The organism is Providencia sp. PROV209 (assembly GCF_028479485.1).
Classification (GTDB): domain Bacteria; phylum Pseudomonadota; class Gammaproteobacteria; order Enterobacterales; family Enterobacteriaceae; genus Providencia; species Providencia alcalifaciens.
The window spans coordinates 150,407-165,125 of the sequence record NZ_JAMPNR010000004.1; the positions used below are offsets into that span (position 1 = coordinate 150,407).

Below are 14,719 nucleotides of genomic sequence, written 5' to 3' on the forward strand. Positions count from 1 at the left end.
CTCTTTTTTTATGCCATTATTCCTCGGCGAGGCTGAGGCTTAAATTGCACTCTTCAGGTGTTGAAACAGAGTATGTCCGTCCATTCGCATTGGTGGTGCCGTGATAGGCTTCACCGTTGCAGTCATTAATAATGATGTAGTTGACTGAAGAGAGGGGCAAATCATTTTCATCGGTTAAGAGGAAGCTCAGGTTGTAATCATCTCCGCCGATTTGGGAATGAATATTGCCATTACTTTTGGCAGCGAGTCCTGCAATAACAAATGGACCTGTTTTATTCTCTTTGTCTAGTTTGCCAACCGCATTATCTTGGGTTCCTGCTACGATATGTGCATTTTCAGGCACTGCAATAATTTTCTTACCTTTAAATACCACACGATAATAGCCTGAGTCGGAATAACTGACGTCTTGATTTTTTTCGAGATCCGCTTTGGTGTATTCAAGGGACGTTGAGCATCCTGCTAAAAAGATTGTCATAACGAGTAGGGTGCGTTTTATCACGGGCATTTCCTTATAGGTCTGTGAGTTTGATTGCTTATCTAATCTACAGCAGTGCAATCAGATTCAAAGGAGATAACTCCGTATATCTTTGGGGCATATTCAGGTTATAGGCTTATTATTGAGGCTATACGGAATGGGAAGTCATTAGCCATTATATGAAAGCTAATTGACGGTGGGAATGAAGCCGCGTTGATCAGACCGCCCTCATTCCCATCAAGAGTATTATCCTGCTAGCGTCAATCCGGCAATATTACGCCAATAGCCATTGCAGCTTTGCTCTGGGATAGTCAGGGGGGATTGCCCGTGTTGATTAGCTTTAAACTGTTTAATCACATTAAGGGATTCAAGGTCTTCTGGGGAAACGCGCACAATGTCCACCAAATCTCGCATTGATGAAATATCGTTACCTAAGTTATAGCAGTAGCCACTCAGAGTTTGGATGCCGTTCAGTGTGAAAACTTGCTGCTGTTCTTGTGACAGCACTTTGCGCCCTTGAGGATAATTGATGCAGCAGGTTTCACACTCATCTTTTTGGCGGTTTTCAGAGCGAGCCGTAAAACAGCGGGCAGAATAGGCAAGGGGCAGATGACCGTAGCTGAAAACCTCAATCTCAAATTTATCGCGAATACCAAGGTCTTCACATTGATTGAGCAGATTCACCAGCCAATCACGGGAGAGCTCAACAGGCATACACCAACGTACCATCCCTTGACGCAGCAAAATATTCAGGGAAGGGGCGTTATAGCAATTGAGCCCATGACCTGCCACAAATGGCAATTTACGCTCCGTTAGCATGTTGATGACGCCAAAATCGTGAGCTTCAATCATAAACTCACCATTATCAACTAACTTACTGATTTCTTTAAGTTCAGATGGCGCTTGTAGTAGAGCAAGCGTGCTGAGAATAATTTGTTTTCCACTTCCTGCGAGTTGCTTGGCAAGGTCAATCCAATCATTGGGTTTCATGTCTCGGCGCTTGCTGCACACGGTTTCCCCGAGATAGATAATGTCTGCTTCACTGTTTGCCGCATGCTGATAAAAATCATGTAAGGTTGATGTTGGCCAATAGTAAAGCACTGAGCCTAATGCATATTTCATTGTCTTACCCATTCTCTATGCTGGTGAATAATGCGCATCCGTTACTGCCATTTACGATGATAAGCGCCAAGGGTTGTTTGACTGCCTTCAGAAAGGTCACCAAGGGCTTTAAGCCATCTAGGATCGGTTACAAAACCCTCGGGATTGGTTCTATAACGGTTAATTGCCTGACGCCAAATTTTAGTGACTTGAGTTACATAGGCGGGGCTGCGTTGGCGTCCTTCAATTTTCACTGACGCAATATTGGCGCGCATTAGCTCTGGTAATAGCTCAATCGTGTTGAGGCTGGTGGGCTCTTCCAGAACATGGTATTTATGGTCATCCACTAAATAGCGCCCTTTACACAGCGTTGGGTAACCCGCATTTTCATTTTTCTGGTAGCTGTCGATCAGTACCTCATTTAAACGCGACTCCATACCCTTATCAGTGTGCTGCCAGCGAACAAAACGGGCGGGAGAGCAAGCTCCAACAGTATTAGGTGACTCCCCTGTGAGATAGGAAGAAAGGTAGCAGCGACCTTCAGCCATGATACACAGGCTGCCAAAAGCAAATACTTCTAAGGGAACTGGGCTGGTTTTGGCGAGTTGCTTCACTTGATGAATCGACAGTACGCGAGGTAGCACCACGCGGTGAACTTGGAAATTGCGTTCATAGAAACGGATAGCTTCAGTATTCGTGGCGGATGCCTGTACAGAGACATGGCGTTCAATATGTGGGTATTTATTGGCGGCATATTCTAATATCGCAATGTCGGCGAGGATCAGTGCATCCGCGCCTAAATCAGCCGCTAAATCCACGGAGTTCTGCCAACGTTGATAGCCATCAGGGTGGGCAAACGTGTTAATTGCGATATGTAATTTACGTTTACGTTGATGAATATAACGTTCTGCTTCATGCAGATTTTTTTCTGTAAAATTCAATCCTGCAAAATGACGTGCGTTGGTATCATTTTTTAGACCGATGTACACCGCATCGGCACCATTATCAACGGCCGCTTTCAAGGCAGGTAAATTCCCAGCTGGGCAGAGTAATTCCATTCGCGTTGTCTCTGTATAAAAATTTAGCAATTGGTCATTCTAGTCAACAGGTCAGATTGAGGTTTTGATTTAGCGCAGAGAAGCTTGGAATGTTGCAGGCAAGATGATTATTTCGTGACTATTATAAAAGAGTAGGAATTATTGAAAATAAATATTGGCGAGATGGATAAAGATTGATATAGGATCGGTATCATCACGTTATTTTTTGGCAAAATATGTCCATATATCGGATAAATGGCGATATATCTCTGTATATCTTTATATCTACACATCAATGTTATCTATAATCGTCCACATTATAGGTATTAAAATTGCCCAAGCGGCTACTTATCCAGTAGCAATGCCCAATGGACAGATAATTGATACGGGAGTTAGCACTGTGTTTGGTAAAATTCGTTCTCAACTGATCACCCAAGGTCCTTCATTTTTGAAGTTTCCTTTGAAAGTGACCCCATTTGTCGTACAGCGTCAAATACTCGAACAACTATTAAGTTGGCAGTTTCGTGAGTCTGTCAAAGAAGGCGAACTCGATTTTCTGGAAGGGAAATGGCTGAAAGTTGAGGTTCGGGATTTAGAGCTGGTTTGGTTTATCAGCTTACAAGAGGGTCAGCTGGTGGTTCAAAAACAGGCTGAACCTGATGTGAGTGTCAGCGGCAATGCGAATGACCTCGTATTGATCGCGGCACGTAAAGAGGATCCAGATACGCTCTTTTTCCAGCGCCGCTTGGTTATTGAAGGGGATACTGAATTAGGTTTATACGTTAAAAACTTAATGGATGCCTTTGAACTTGAAAATATGCCAGCACCATTGCGTTTCGGCTTACTGCAACTCGCTGATGTGATTAAAACCGTACAAGACAATGAGGACGCAGAGCATAAAACGCCAGCGTTAACTTCATGCTAATCCGTGTAGAAATTCCGGTTGATGCCATGGGTATCGACACGCTATTGCGTGAAACGTTTCCCACTGAAGGGGAGGCTGATCTTGTTCAGCATCTTCGTGAAGATGGGCTATTAACCCTCGGTGTCGTAGCAACCAACGATGACGGTGAAGTGATTGGTTATGTTGGTTTTACACCTGTCGATGTCAATGGTGAAGATGTTCAATGGGTGGGACTCGCGCCATTAGCCGTCAAAAAAGAGTACCAAAGCCAAGGTATTGCGGAAAAACTGGTCTATGAGGGGTTAGATAGCCTCAACGAGTTTGGTTATGGTGCTGTTGTGGTATTAGGCGATGAAGGCTATTACGGACGTTTTGGTTTTGAACCCGCTTCAAATCATGATTTGCGTTGCCAATGGCCAAGCTTGCAAAAACACTTTTTAGTCTATGGACTCGAAAATGGCGCGATTGACCAACATAAAGGCGAAGTCACTTACTCATCGCACTTTGATAGCGTGTAAGCCGCTAAATAATGTTGCAAATCATCAGGCTGGTCAATGACCAGCCTTTCTTTTGCCTGTTTACTCAACTGTTTGACACGATATTCTAACCGAGACGCCTCAGCGCGATCCCCTGCTGTACAATGAAACACTAACGTTAAAGGGGCTTTGCCTTTTAACGCTTTAGCCCCTATCCCCGATTCATGTTGTTTAAATCGCCGCGGAACATCCGTAGTAATCCCACAATATAAGGCGTTATTTTTTTGCCGAATCAAGTAAAGCGACCAATTACGCGATGTCATTTCGTTTTTCTTGCGATTAAATTTAGCATTCTGTGCTGATTTATAAGGGAAATTCAGTTGGCTTGCAGCGAATTTTCTCGTGAACATTAATGTTTATAACATACTAAATTATAAATAAAAAATGATATAAAGCTGTCACAAATTTGCAACCTCAATATAGGTTTGCATTCAAAAAATTTGAATAACTATAGCAAAATTAGCTAATTTTCATCTCTAAATAAAGCGCATAGTATGATCCATATCACAGGGAAACACGAAAAACCCCTGTTAATTTCAAACATACAATGAGGAAGTTTACCATGAAAAAATCAACATTATTTGCTGCTGCTTTAGCTTTAGGTGCTTTATCATTTGGTTCAATGGCGGCTGAAGAAGTTAGACAATCTAGTGAGCCTGCTGCGGGTTATGTGACTGTAAGTGGTGCTGCTGGCGTCAATGACCTGACTGCACAATTAGCCAAAAAAGCTGATGAAGCTGGCGCAAAATCTTTCCGTGTGATTTCTGCAAGCGGTGAGAATGAGATGAGTGGTACAGCAGCAATCTACAAATAATTCTACTCGTCAGATTTACTCGTCATACTTCGAGCCGCAGCGTTGTTGGCTGCGTTCACTCCCACTAGTCAGATACTAGTGTATGATCCTAGCGACTCGTTCGCTTGCCGCCTAGCTACAACTCGAATTATTTAGAGTAAAAGCGAGGAGGAGAGGAGGAACTAAAAGGGAAGTATGGTCGATTTTGAGCAGTAGCTTCGAGTGCTAGCATTGCTGATATAGAACCTTATGTTAGGTGCAATTCGAATGAGTAAGTTATAGTAGTGCGAACTAAGTACAGATAACGTTCAGAACAGCTTAAGCACGCCCAGCCATCTTTATGGGCGTGTTCTGAACGGTCTAACATGGACATTCGCAATGACACCCGAAAGCACCTTACTACATATCCAGCGCTATATTGCTCGCCAACACGTTTTTTCCCTGTTTACCTCCTACCAAGATGATATTTGGGCTGCCAGTTGCTACTACGCGTTTGATCGCCAAAATATGCGTTTAATTTTCATGACATCCCCAGATTCACAACATGGTCAGCTCATGCAAGCAAACCCTCGTGTCGCAGGAACGATCTCTGCACAAACTAAGCAAGTGGGCAAAATTCAAGGTGTTCAATTTGTTGGGGAAATTCGCCAATTTGACGGTGAAGAGGCTGATGCGCAGAAAGCATTTTATTGCCGGCGATTCCCTATTGCCATAGAGGCGAAGCTGCCGATGTGGCAGCTCCAGTTACAGACAGTGAAAATGGTGGATAACACATTAGGGTTTGGTACCAAACTCCATTGGTCGCAAGATATTTAACGTAGCCGATGAATGACTTGGTTGCTGCTACCGCGCCATAACAGCGCGGGGTCATACAGTTCCTGTTCAAATTTTCCATCAATCAGCGTATTCACAAAGCTGACGACTTTCTGCTGTTCCAGTGTTAGCTCATCAAGTTTATAGCCTGTCCACATCCAGATGTCTTTGTCTGGGCAGACGGCTTTCACTCGCTTCACCAACCGCAAGATGGCTGGCAAATTAGCGGGATGCAAAGGATCGCCTCCTGAGAGAGAAAGTCCTTGTCGGCGAATACGCGTATCCTGCAAGTCTTGGATAATTTGGTCTTCCATTTTTTGGGTAAAGGGAATGCCAGAGTCCACTCGCCACGTACTTTGGTTATAGCAGCCGCGGCATTGGTGGACACACCCTGCGACAAACAGTGTGCAGCGTGTACCGGGTCCATTAACCACATCCACAGGATAATATTGGTGATAATTCATACCATTTGTCCGAAATTAACCTATGCGTTCATTAACCAAGCTGACCATTTCCTAAGTGTTTGATACGGCGCTTCACTTCTTCTTGTTTACCCGCATTAAATGGTCGTGCATCTGGGCTACCTAAATAGCCACATACGCGGCGGATCACCGAAACACGGTTAGTATCGTGGTTGCCGCAAGCCGGGCAGGTAAAGCCCTTGCTCGTACAAGAAAACTCCCCAGAAAAACCACAGTCATAGCATTCATCGATAGGGGTATTCGTCCCGTAGTAAGGAACATGCTGATAGCTGTAATCCCATACATCCTCAAGAGCTTTGAGGTTGTGCTGTAAATTTGGGTATTCGCCGTAACAGATAAAACCGCCGTTAGCGAGTGCTGGGTACGGCTGCTCAAAATCGATTTTATCGTAAGGATTTACCTGTTTTTCGACATCTAAGTGGAAGCTGTTGGTGTAGTAGCCTTTGTCTGTCACGCCATCCACGACGCCAAATTCGGCAGTATCTAAGCGGCAGAAACGGTCACACAGGTTTTCACTCGGCGTGCTGTATAAGCTGAAGCCATAGCCTGTCTGCTCTTTCCACTCATCGGTAGCTTGGCGCAGACGGTTTACGATAGCCACGGCTTTTTCGCGTAATTGCTCACTGTCATACACATGGGTATCGATGCCAAATAGGGCATTGATAGTTTCGTGTAATCCAATATAGCCTAATGAGATAGAAGCACGCCCATGCTTGAAAATTTCGGCCACGCTATCATTGGCTTTTAAGCGAACGCCACAGGCGCCTTCCATGTATAAAATAGGTGCGACACGGGCTTTGACATTTTCTAAGCGGGCAATGCGAGTCATCAGCGCTTTTTTAGCGATAGCTAAACGCTCATCAAGTAGTGCCCAGAATGCATCTTCGTTACCTTGGGCTTCCAGCGCAATTCGCGGTAAGTTTAGGCTGATGACACCGAGGTTGTTGCGACCATCATGGATTTGTTTGCCATCTTCTTCATAGACGCCCAAGAAACTGCGGCAGCCCATCGGTGTTTTAAAGGAGCCCGTGACATCAACCACTCGGTCGTAATTAAGAATGTCTGGATACATGCGCTTACTCGCACATTCTAAAGCTAGCTGTTTGATGTCGTAGTTAGGATCACCGTATTTGTGGTTCAATCCATCTTTGATGGCAAACACGAGTTTTGGGAAAACGGCGGTTTTACGGTTTTTGCCCAGTCCCGCAATGCGGTTTTTGAGAATAGATTGCTGGATAAGTCGCGCTTCTTGGGATGTGCCTAACCCAAAGCCAAAGGTGACGAAGGGGGTTTGCCCATTTGCGGTATGCAGTGTATTCACTTCATACTCTAAGGACTGGAAAGCATCGTAACACTCTTTTTCAGTGCGACTTTGGGCATAAGCCTCGGCATCAGCAATTCCCCACTCTTTGGCGACTTTTAGGTGTTTTTCATGGCTGATAGCCACGTAAGGCGCCAAAATTTCATCAATTCGGTTGATAGTGGTACCGCCATAAATATGGCTAGCAACTTGAGCGATAATTTGTGCTGTAACGGCAGTGGCAGTCGAAATGGATTTTGGTGGCTCAATTTCAGCATTTCCCATCTTAAAGCCGTTGGTTAACATGCCATCAAGGTCGATAAGCATACAGTTAAACATCGGGAAGAAAGGGGCATAATCGAGGTCATGATAGTGAATTTCACCCTTTTCATGAGCAAGTACCACATCGCGTGGCAAAATATGCTGTTTGGCATAATGCTTAGCGACGATCCCGGCTAATAAATCACGCTGGGTTGGGATCACTTTACTGTCTTTATTCGCATTTTCATTGAGTAAAGATAGGTTACTTTGCTCAATTAGGCCGCGGATTTCGTGAGTCAGTTGGCTGCGCTTTTCGCGTTCGCTATCTCTATCATGGCGATACTCAATATAGGCACGTGCCAAATCTTTATAAGGTCCAGACATCAGCTGGTTTTCGACAGCATCTTGGATTTCGGCGATATCCACTTTTTCTCGATGACACAGTTGTTCAGAAACAACCGTAGCCACTTGCAGACAATAATCATCATCTTTGACATCTACCGCCGCGGCTGCACGTCGCACCGCTTCTTGAATGCGCGGGAGATCAAAATTGACCTGACAACCATCTCGTTTTATAACCACCGTTTTCACTGTCATACTCCTTATTAAATCCCTCACAGGACTGGCGATAGCGTCCATTATCTTTTATCAGTATGGGGCATCCCTGTGAAAGAAATGTGAATTTTTACTACATGTAGTGTCTAGTGAATTAATTAAAGCACAATATGTAGGATATTGCCTTTTTTTAGCTGACGGTAATTTGATTTAAAACAAGGAAAAAAATAATTTGTATGAATATCAAAAGTGCAGGCAGTAATTAAATTGTGCGTTCGATAATTTAGTGAGCCATAAGGTTAGGTGGCGGATATATCCAAGGGGCTATCGTGGCAAAACGTGACGAAGAGAAGAAAATCGCCTTGAGATACAGTGAATAACCTGAAAGTTGATAAGTATATTTAGAATGAAGCTAATAAAAAAAGCCTGCTGACAATGTGTTAGCAGGCTATCAGACTGACAATCTGAAACTGAATAAAACTATTTACGCACCGCGATAGCTTCGATTTCGATTTTCACATCTTTTGGCAAGCGAGCCACTTCAACACAAGAACGCGCTGGGAATGGCGCATTATGTTGTTTGAAAAATTCTTCATAAGTGGCATTAACGGTAGCGAAGTCATTTAAATCTTTCACAAAAACGGTCGTTTTTACGATATTGGCAACGCCCAAACCTGCTTTTTCTAAAATCGCTTTCACGTTCGCCAGTGATTGACGGGTTTGTGCTGCGATATCTTCAGGTACATTACCGGTTTTTGGATCAACAGGAATTTGACCTGAGGTCATAACCATACTGCCTAAATCGACGCCTTGAACGTAAGGACCAATAGCGGCTGGTGCATTTTCAGTGCTGATTTCGTATGACATAGTTTCTCCGTTTATCACGTAAAAAAGGGTTTGGACGCTATTATAGACACGGAACGGCATCCATACAAAGACGCAGTCTACGCCTAAATACCTTACTGATTATTGATCACGGCGTCTCTATCGAACTCTTTTTCACAGAATTTGCAGGTTAATGCCACATGTTTTGCTCGTTGTTTAATGCGGAAGCTGCTGGAAACTGGCTCATTATGGCTAATACAGTTGCTATTAGGGCACACCAGCACGCTGTCGATTTGTTCTGGTAATTTCAGGTCTAATTTTTCCACCACTTGATAATCTTCGATACGATTAACGGTAGCTTCTGGCGCATACATCGCCAATTGGTTGGCTTGTTCTGGGGTTAAAAAGGTATTTTCGATTTTGATAATGTCTTTTTTGCCCATATTGCTGGAGGGTAAATTCAGCCCAATAGTGATGCGCTCATCGGTTTTGGTGAGCTTAAACAGCTTTAGCAATTTGAATCCAATTTGAGCAGGGATATGGTCGATGACAGTGCCGCAACGGATGGCTTCAACTTGTAATTTATGGTCGTGTGTCATGGTGTTCTCCTCAGATTGCCAGTTCTTTATTTAATACCAGAGACAGCAGCGCTTGGCGCGCGTAGATTCCATTGCCTGCTTGCTGAAAATAATACGCGTAAGGAGTGCTATCGACATCCACGGTAATTTCATCAATGCGTGGTAGCGGGTGCAGCACTTTTAAATTGTCTTTAGCGTTGTGCAGGTCTTGGGCTCGCAGGATGAACTGAGCTTTGACATTGGCGTATTCTGATGGGTCTAAACGCTCTTTTTGAACGCGAGTCATATACAAAATATCCACTTCTGGAATGACATCATCAACATTGTTATGCAGGCTGTAAGTGGCCCCTTTTTCATCCAGAATATTCAGGATATGAGGTGGCATCGACAGCACTTCTGGGGAAATAAAGTAGAAGTGATTACCTTCAAACTTCGATAGCGCTTGAGTCAGTGAATGCACCGTTCTGCCATATTTCAGGTCACCGACCATCGCGATTTTCAGGTTCTCTAAGCGGCCTTGAGTTTCTTGGATAGTAAACAGGTCTAACAGGGTTTGCGTTGGATGCTGGTTAGAGCCATCGCCAGCGTTGATAATTGGGACAGAACCTGAGAACTGGCTAGCTAAACGCGCGGCACCTTCTTGTGGGTGGCGCATCACAATCGCATCAACATACTGGCTGATAACGGAAATGGTGTCTGCAAGAGTCTCGCCTTTCTTACCTAATGAGGTATTGGCGCTATCGGAGAAGCCGACGACAGATGCCCCTAAACGATGAATGGCGGTTTCGAATGACAGACGGGTACGCGTCGATGCTTCGAAGAAACAGCTGGCGATAACTTTATGCTTCAGAAACTCGGGTTGAGGTTGCTGCTTTAATGAAGCGGCCACTTTAAGAACTAATTCAAGGTCGGTTTTATCTAAATCGTTAATTGAGATTATGTCGCGGTGATATAACGGATTCGGCATCGTGATTCTCCTGTATCAGCAAGACTTGCTATCTAGTAGGCCAAAAAAAAGCCCCTCAATGAGGGGCTTTTTTATCAATACGGCGGGAAAAAACAGGCTGTCCAGACCGCGTGATGGCAATGCGGTGTCGGTGTTCTCTTTCAAAAATAGAGCAGCAGCGTTCATGGTTTCTCCCGGCAAATTGTGGCGCATTATACGCGTGTAGTTCCACGGCGCAAGCGTTTGCGAACAGAAAAATGAAAAATTTTTACTTATAATCTTATCTTTGCCTTACCTCTGCCCCAATCTCTTCGCGACTCTCTCCAACTTCATCATTAATAACAGCGTGATAGCGACGAGGACGATAGTCAAGGCAGAGCCATCGGCGATATTTCCGCGGTCGGTCAGGCTGAAAATGGACACTGGCAATGTCGCCCAACCTGGGGGATACAGCATCATTGTGGCGCCCAACTCGCCGAGGGATAAGGACAGGCTCAGTGCTAGCGCTGAAATCATCCATGGCATCAACAGCGGTAGGGTGACATGGCACAAGCGATACCACGGAGAAGCCCCTAAACTGAATGCCACATTTTCAATATCAGCGGAAATGCGGGTTAACCCAGTGGAGACATTGCTGAAGGTGAACGCTGAAATCAGAACAAAATGAGCGGAAAAAACAATCCAGAACGTCCCATTCATTTGCAAATAGCCTTGGCTAAATGCCACTAAGATCCCTAAACCTATCGACACCGAAGGAATAGCACTCGGCAAATAGAACACAATACCCAGATATTTTTGTACTTTGGCACTATGGCGACGTAAGGCTAGGGCTGCCCACAGACCGCAAAACAGTGCAAACAGACTGGCGCAAAAGCCGATAATCAGGCTGGATAAAATGGCTTCCCATGCTGGACCCAGAAACGCATTCACAAAGTGTTCGAAGGTAAAGCCGGAGGGCAAAATACCATTCCATTGCTGGCTAAAGCTGGACATGAGAATCATCACTAATGGCAGCAAAAATAGGCAAGAAAATAGCGTGATGGCGATGGCGGTTGAAATGGCTCGCCCAGTTTTAGACCAAATTAACATGGTTATTTTTTCACTCCGAAACGGGTTGTTGCCATGCGATACAGGCTAAAGAGTCCCACAGACAGCAAAATATTAATTAACGCTATCATGCACGCGACGCTGTAGTCAGATTCCAAAATGGCTTTGCTGTAGACCATCATCGGCAAGGTATTTACTCCTTTTGCCCCGATAAACAGCACGATGCCAAATTCGTTGGTGGTCAGCAGTAAACACAGGCTGCCGCCTGCGAGTAATGCAGGAAGTGCCGCAGGAAAAATCACTTGGCTGATAACGCGGGCAGGGTGCGCCCCTAAAATACTGGCAGCTTCTAATTGGCTTTTATCGATTTGGCGCAGCGCTGCCATTAGCGGGCGCATCACGAGCGGAGTAAAGACGGTGATCTCCGCCAGAATCACGCCATTAATCGAGTATAAAAAGTCCACAGGAGGCAGTTCAAAATCAAACAGCGCCATTAATGTGCCATTGAGTAACCCCGCCGAACCATAAATAAAGGTAAACGCGAGGGTGATCAGAAATGTCGGCAGTGCGATAAAAGTATCAATGACTTGGGTAATAAAACGGCTTCCGGGAAACGGAATAAACACCAAAATCAGCGATAATACCGAGCCAAGCACTAAGCACCCGAGAGTGGCAAAAAAGGCAATTTGTAGCGTATTGAATAGCCCGTTAATAAACCGACGAGATTCAATTACTTGCCAGAACGTTTCTAAGCTTACGCCACCAGTGGGACTCTGAATGGCTTGTTCGCCAATCAGCATCAGTGGGTAGAAAAATAACGTCGCTAGAACGAGCAGCGGTGGTGCTATCCAATAAAACGGTTTTAGGTTTATGGATGATGGCTTAGACAGGTGAATAACCGACATATTATTCCTCAATCAACACAGTATCAGAAGGAGAAAACCACAGCGTGAGTTTATCGCCTGCTTGCGGTAACGGTGATAAATGGGTAACAGCGACCGTGACATTCTCCCCTGCGACATCACACAATAAATGGGTAATATCCCCCTGCCAGCGGATAGATCGCAAAGTGGCGTGTAGCTGGTTTGAGGTATCTGCTCGCGGGGTGAGGCTAATATGCTGCGGGCGAATACAGATTAATTTGTGGCTGTTGTTCTGCATACCTTGAGTTTGTGCCTCAATGAGCGTACCGCCACAGCTCACACTGACTTGAGCAGGTATGGAGGAAAAGCCCAAAGCGGTCGCCGACAGAATATTGGCGCGTCCTAAAAACTCAGCAGCAAAGCGATTCGGTGGGCGATGGTACAGTGCATTTTTCTCCCCGTGAGCCACCAAGTAGCCATCTTTCATGATGCCAATCTTATCCCCCAGCGCGAGGGCTTCGGTTTGATCATGAGTGACGTACAAAATCGTGAGCTCAGGAAGTTCACGATGTAGTCTCGCAATTTCTTCCACCATATTATGGCGAATCTGGGCATCGAGAGCGGATAACGGCTCATCAAGCAAAAGCACTCTGGGTCGCACAGCAATCGCACGGGCGATAGCGACGCGTTGTTGCTGACCGCCAGATAACTGATGCGGGTAACGGGCGGCATAGTCGCTCATGCCGACAATGTTTAATGCTTCAGCCACTCGCTCTTTAATTAGTGCTTTAGGCTGTTTTTGAGCGCGCAGACCAAAGGCAACATTATCCTCGACTTTCATATGAGGAAAAAGGGCGTAGTTCTGCACTACCATGCCCAATCCGCGTTGATAAGGCGGAAGCTGGGTAATATCCGTATCACCCATTAAAATGCGTCCGCTATCCGGTTGTGCGAAACCTGCAATGGACCGTAACACGGTGGTTTTCCCGGAGCCTGAAGGTCCAATAAGTACCAATATTTCACCCGGCTCAATAGTTAAGGATAACGGTTTAAGCACCACATTGTTATGGTAAGAAACCCGCAGAGATTCCAGCACAATGCCGGAATGCTCAGTGCGCTGACTTGGAGTTTCTTTATTTCTTTTCATCAACATAACCTGCTCACTCACTTTCGGTGACTTTGTGCCAACGGCTGATATCATCCGAGAGGGATATTTCAACTTCATCCCAATTTGGTTGCCAAGTTTTCACACCCTTGAGGGTTTCGGTGGCTTTGTGGAATTGCGGATCGTTTGGTGTCAGGTCTGAGCGTACAGGCATTCCCCATGACAGTTCGCTAACGTGGCTTTGGGCTTGTTTGTCTAACAGAAAGTTAATCAGCTTTTTGCCATTTTCAGTTTCAGGACCGTTGTTTACTAAGCCAACCACATAAGGTAGAACCAGCGCGCTGCGTTCGCCTTTTTCATCGGCTGGCCAGAAGATTTTGACGTTTGGATTGCGTTCCATTTGGGAAAGGTTCATCTGTAAATCGCCGTTTGCAACGTACAGTTCACCTTTATTGACTAATGCGGTGAGTTTTCCTGTTGAGGCAGATGGACCGACGTTATTAGCTTGTAGCTTACCGAGGTAATTAAACCCTGCATCTTTGCCACCAAAGCTATGGAACACTTGCAGCATAACAGCGGTGCCATCACCTGCTTGCCCTGGTGTGGAGTATTGCAGCTTATTTTTAAAACGGGCATCAAGAAGTTCATTCCACGTTGCTGGTGGGTTTTTTAGCAATTTGTCATTATAGATAAAGGTCAGGTAGTTATTGACAATGGGGGTGTAATACTCGGTTGAGTTAGGAATGCTTACCGCAGACTCTGGTGTGAATTTTGCCAGTAATTCGGTTTTGGCCGCACGTTGAATAAACGGGGGAACGGTGACGAGCACATCCGCTTGTGGGTTAGTGCGCTCTTTGGCTAAACGCTCAACGATGGCACCGGAGCCGCCTTCGACGTACTGTACTTTAATCCCTGTTTGCTGAGTAAAGGCATCAAATTGAGCCTGATACCAGCTGTTATTGCCATCATGGAGACCATCTGCGGAGTAAACCGTGACGACAGGGGCGGCACAAACCGAGGTCGAACCTAGGGCTGCAAGAAGCAATACGGCAAGAGGGGTAGGCTTCATTTTACGTTTCATCTCCAGATCTCCAGTTA

At 45.2% G+C, this 14,719-nt stretch carries 18 protein-coding genes; 4 read left to right on the top strand and 14 right to left on the bottom strand.

Features of this window, described 5'->3' with window-relative positions:
• Window positions 1-16: 16 nt before the first annotated feature.
• From PR795_RS05805 to ubiU, 3 genes are all read right to left on the bottom strand, one after another.
• On the bottom strand, window positions 17-505 hold the full coding sequence (locus PR795_RS05805) for a hypothetical protein (RefSeq protein ID WP_006657947.1): 489 nt from the start codon (window positions 503-505) through the stop codon (window positions 17-19).
• Between the two features lie 216 nt (window positions 506-721).
• On the bottom strand, window positions 722-1,597 hold the full coding sequence (locus PR795_RS05810) for a U32 family peptidase (protein WP_036967638.1): 876 nt from the start codon (window positions 1,595-1,597) through the stop codon (window positions 722-724).
• Between the two features lie 41 nt (window positions 1,598-1,638).
• Entirely contained in the window at window positions 1,639-2,634 is a 996-nt protein-coding gene (gene ubiU / locus PR795_RS05815) for a ubiquinone anaerobic biosynthesis protein UbiU (RefSeq protein WP_006662420.1), read from the bottom strand.
• Window positions 2,635-3,013: 379 nt separating this feature from the next.
• On the opposite strand from ubiU, the gene ubiT reads away from it, so the two are divergent.
• Window positions 3,014-3,538: a ubiquinone anaerobic biosynthesis accessory factor UbiT gene (ubiT, locus tag PR795_RS05820; RefSeq protein ID WP_006662421.1), complete on the top strand. Its 525-nt coding sequence runs from the start codon at window positions 3,014-3,016 to the stop codon at window positions 3,536-3,538.
• Entirely contained in the window at window positions 3,532-4,035 is a 504-nt protein-coding gene (locus PR795_RS05825) for a GNAT family N-acetyltransferase (RefSeq protein ID WP_006657943.1), read from the top strand. Before ubiT ends, PR795_RS05825 begins: the two co-directional genes overlap by 7 nt.
• On the opposite strand, the gene PR795_RS05830 is transcribed toward PR795_RS05825, so the two are convergent.
• The gene (locus PR795_RS05830) at window positions 4,008-4,316 is read right to left on the bottom strand and encodes a GIY-YIG nuclease family protein (RefSeq protein WP_006662422.1); all 309 of its coding nucleotides are present in this window, start codon (window positions 4,314-4,316) and stop codon (window positions 4,008-4,010) included. The two genes, PR795_RS05825 and PR795_RS05830, sit on opposite strands and share 28 nt — an antisense overlap.
• A 299-nt stretch (window positions 4,317-4,615) precedes the next feature.
• Here PR795_RS05830 and PR795_RS05835 point away from each other — a divergent pair, with 299 nt between their 5' ends.
• Entirely contained in the window at window positions 4,616-4,867 is a 252-nt protein-coding gene (locus tag PR795_RS05835) for a DUF1471 domain-containing protein (protein WP_272516709.1), read from the top strand.
• A gap of 357 nt (window positions 4,868-5,224) precedes the next feature.
• Window positions 5,225-5,662 (top strand): YhbP family protein, encoded by a 438-nt coding sequence (locus PR795_RS05840; protein ID WP_181480349.1) that lies wholly within the window; start codon window positions 5,225-5,227, stop codon window positions 5,660-5,662.
• Here the strand turns inward: PR795_RS05840 and nrdG are convergent.
• The 10 genes from nrdG to PR795_RS05890 form a co-directional block, all read right to left on the bottom strand.
• Window positions 5,659-6,123, bottom strand: coding sequence for an anaerobic ribonucleoside-triphosphate reductase-activating protein (gene nrdG, locus PR795_RS05845; RefSeq protein ID WP_036963274.1), 465 nt, complete (start codon window positions 6,121-6,123; stop codon window positions 5,659-5,661). The two genes, PR795_RS05840 and nrdG, sit on opposite strands and share 4 nt — an antisense overlap.
• Window positions 6,124-6,154: 31 nt before the next feature.
• Window positions 6,155-8,293: an anaerobic ribonucleoside-triphosphate reductase gene (gene nrdD / locus PR795_RS05850; RefSeq protein ID WP_272516710.1), complete on the bottom strand. Its 2,139-nt coding sequence runs from the start codon at window positions 8,291-8,293 to the stop codon at window positions 6,155-6,157.
• A 444-nt stretch (window positions 8,294-8,737) separates the two neighbouring features.
• A complete protein-coding gene (gene ridA / locus PR795_RS05855; protein ID WP_006662427.1) occupies window positions 8,738-9,124 on the bottom strand; it encodes a 2-iminobutanoate/2-iminopropanoate deaminase in 387 nt (128 codons plus the stop codon).
• A gap of 92 nt (window positions 9,125-9,216) precedes the next feature.
• Window positions 9,217-9,681 (bottom strand): aspartate carbamoyltransferase regulatory subunit, encoded by a 465-nt coding sequence (gene pyrI, locus PR795_RS05860; RefSeq protein ID WP_006657936.1) that lies wholly within the window; start codon window positions 9,679-9,681, stop codon window positions 9,217-9,219.
• Window positions 9,682-9,691: 10 nt separating this feature from the next.
• The gene (gene pyrB / locus PR795_RS05865; protein WP_006657935.1) at window positions 9,692-10,627 is read right to left on the bottom strand and encodes an aspartate carbamoyltransferase; all 936 of its coding nucleotides are present in this window, start codon (window positions 10,625-10,627) and stop codon (window positions 9,692-9,694) included.
• A gap of 15 nt (window positions 10,628-10,642) precedes the next feature.
• Window positions 10,643-10,792, bottom strand: coding sequence for a hypothetical protein (locus PR795_RS05870; RefSeq protein WP_181480944.1), 150 nt, complete (start codon window positions 10,790-10,792; stop codon window positions 10,643-10,645).
• 105 nt (window positions 10,793-10,897) lie between these two features.
• Window positions 10,898-11,695, bottom strand: coding sequence for a 2-aminoethylphosphonate ABC transport system, membrane component PhnV (phnV, locus tag PR795_RS05875; RefSeq protein ID WP_272516711.1), 798 nt, complete (start codon window positions 11,693-11,695; stop codon window positions 10,898-10,900).
• A gap of 2 nt (window positions 11,696-11,697) precedes the next feature.
• Window positions 11,698-12,558 carry a 2-aminoethylphosphonate ABC transporter permease subunit gene (gene phnU / locus PR795_RS05880; RefSeq protein WP_036978231.1) on the bottom strand — a complete coding sequence of 287 codons (861 nt, stop codon included), beginning with the start codon at window positions 12,556-12,558 and terminating at the stop codon, window positions 11,698-11,700.
• 1 nt (window position 12,559) lies between these two features.
• Window positions 12,560-13,669, bottom strand: coding sequence for a 2-aminoethylphosphonate ABC transport system ATP-binding subunit PhnT (phnT, locus tag PR795_RS05885; protein WP_154630706.1), 1,110 nt, complete (start codon window positions 13,667-13,669; stop codon window positions 12,560-12,562).
• A 7-nt stretch (window positions 13,670-13,676) separates the two neighbouring features.
• The gene (locus PR795_RS05890; protein WP_154633533.1) at window positions 13,677-14,690 is read right to left on the bottom strand and encodes a 2-aminoethylphosphonate ABC transporter substrate-binding protein; all 1,014 of its coding nucleotides are present in this window, start codon (window positions 14,688-14,690) and stop codon (window positions 13,677-13,679) included.
• Window positions 14,691-14,719 lie beyond the last annotated feature (29 nt).

What these genes read in the sequence shown, in the direction of transcription:
- PR795_RS05805 (WP_006657947.1), bottom strand. Translation starts at nt 505, where the DNA reads ATGCCCGTGATAAAACGCACCCTACTCGTTATGACAATCTTTTTAGCA.
- PR795_RS05810 (WP_036967638.1), bottom strand. Translation starts at nt 1,597, where the DNA reads ATGAAATATGCATTAGGCTCAGTGCTTTACTATTGGCCAACATCAACC.
- ubiU (WP_006662420.1), bottom strand. Translation starts at nt 2,634, where the DNA reads ATGGAATTACTCTGCCCAGCTGGGAATTTACCTGCCTTGAAAGCGGCC.
- PR795_RS05825 (WP_006657943.1), top strand. Translation starts at nt 3,532, where the DNA reads ATGCTAATCCGTGTAGAAATTCCGGTTGATGCCATGGGTATCGACACG.
- PR795_RS05830 (WP_006662422.1), bottom strand. Translation starts at nt 4,316, where the DNA reads ATGACATCGCGTAATTGGTCGCTTTACTTGATTCGGCAAAAAAATAAC.
- PR795_RS05835 (WP_272516709.1), top strand. Translation starts at nt 4,616, where the DNA reads ATGAAAAAATCAACATTATTTGCTGCTGCTTTAGCTTTAGGTGCTTTA.
- PR795_RS05840 (WP_181480349.1), top strand. Translation starts at nt 5,225, where the DNA reads ATGACACCCGAAAGCACCTTACTACATATCCAGCGCTATATTGCTCGC.
- nrdG (WP_036963274.1), bottom strand. Translation starts at nt 6,123, where the DNA reads ATGAATTATCACCAATATTATCCTGTGGATGTGGTTAATGGACCCGGT.
- ridA (WP_006662427.1), bottom strand. Translation starts at nt 9,124, where the DNA reads ATGTCATACGAAATCAGCACTGAAAATGCACCAGCCGCTATTGGTCCT.
- pyrI (WP_006657936.1), bottom strand. Translation starts at nt 9,681, where the DNA reads ATGACACACGACCATAAATTACAAGTTGAAGCCATCCGTTGCGGCACT.
- pyrB (WP_006657935.1), bottom strand. Translation starts at nt 10,627, where the DNA reads ATGCCGAATCCGTTATATCACCGCGACATAATCTCAATTAACGATTTA.
- PR795_RS05870 (WP_181480944.1), bottom strand. Translation starts at nt 10,792, where the DNA reads ATGAACGCTGCTGCTCTATTTTTGAAAGAGAACACCGACACCGCATTG.
- phnV (WP_272516711.1), bottom strand. Translation starts at nt 11,695, where the DNA reads ATGTTAATTTGGTCTAAAACTGGGCGAGCCATTTCAACCGCCATCGCC.
- phnU (WP_036978231.1), bottom strand. Translation starts at nt 12,558, where the DNA reads ATGTCGGTTATTCACCTGTCTAAGCCATCATCCATAAACCTAAAACCG.
- phnT (WP_154630706.1), bottom strand. Translation starts at nt 13,669, where the DNA reads ATGTTGATGAAAAGAAATAAAGAAACTCCAAGTCAGCGCACTGAGCAT.
- PR795_RS05890 (WP_154633533.1), bottom strand. Translation starts at nt 14,690, where the DNA reads ATGAAGCCTACCCCTCTTGCCGTATTGCTTCTTGCAGCCCTAGGTTCG.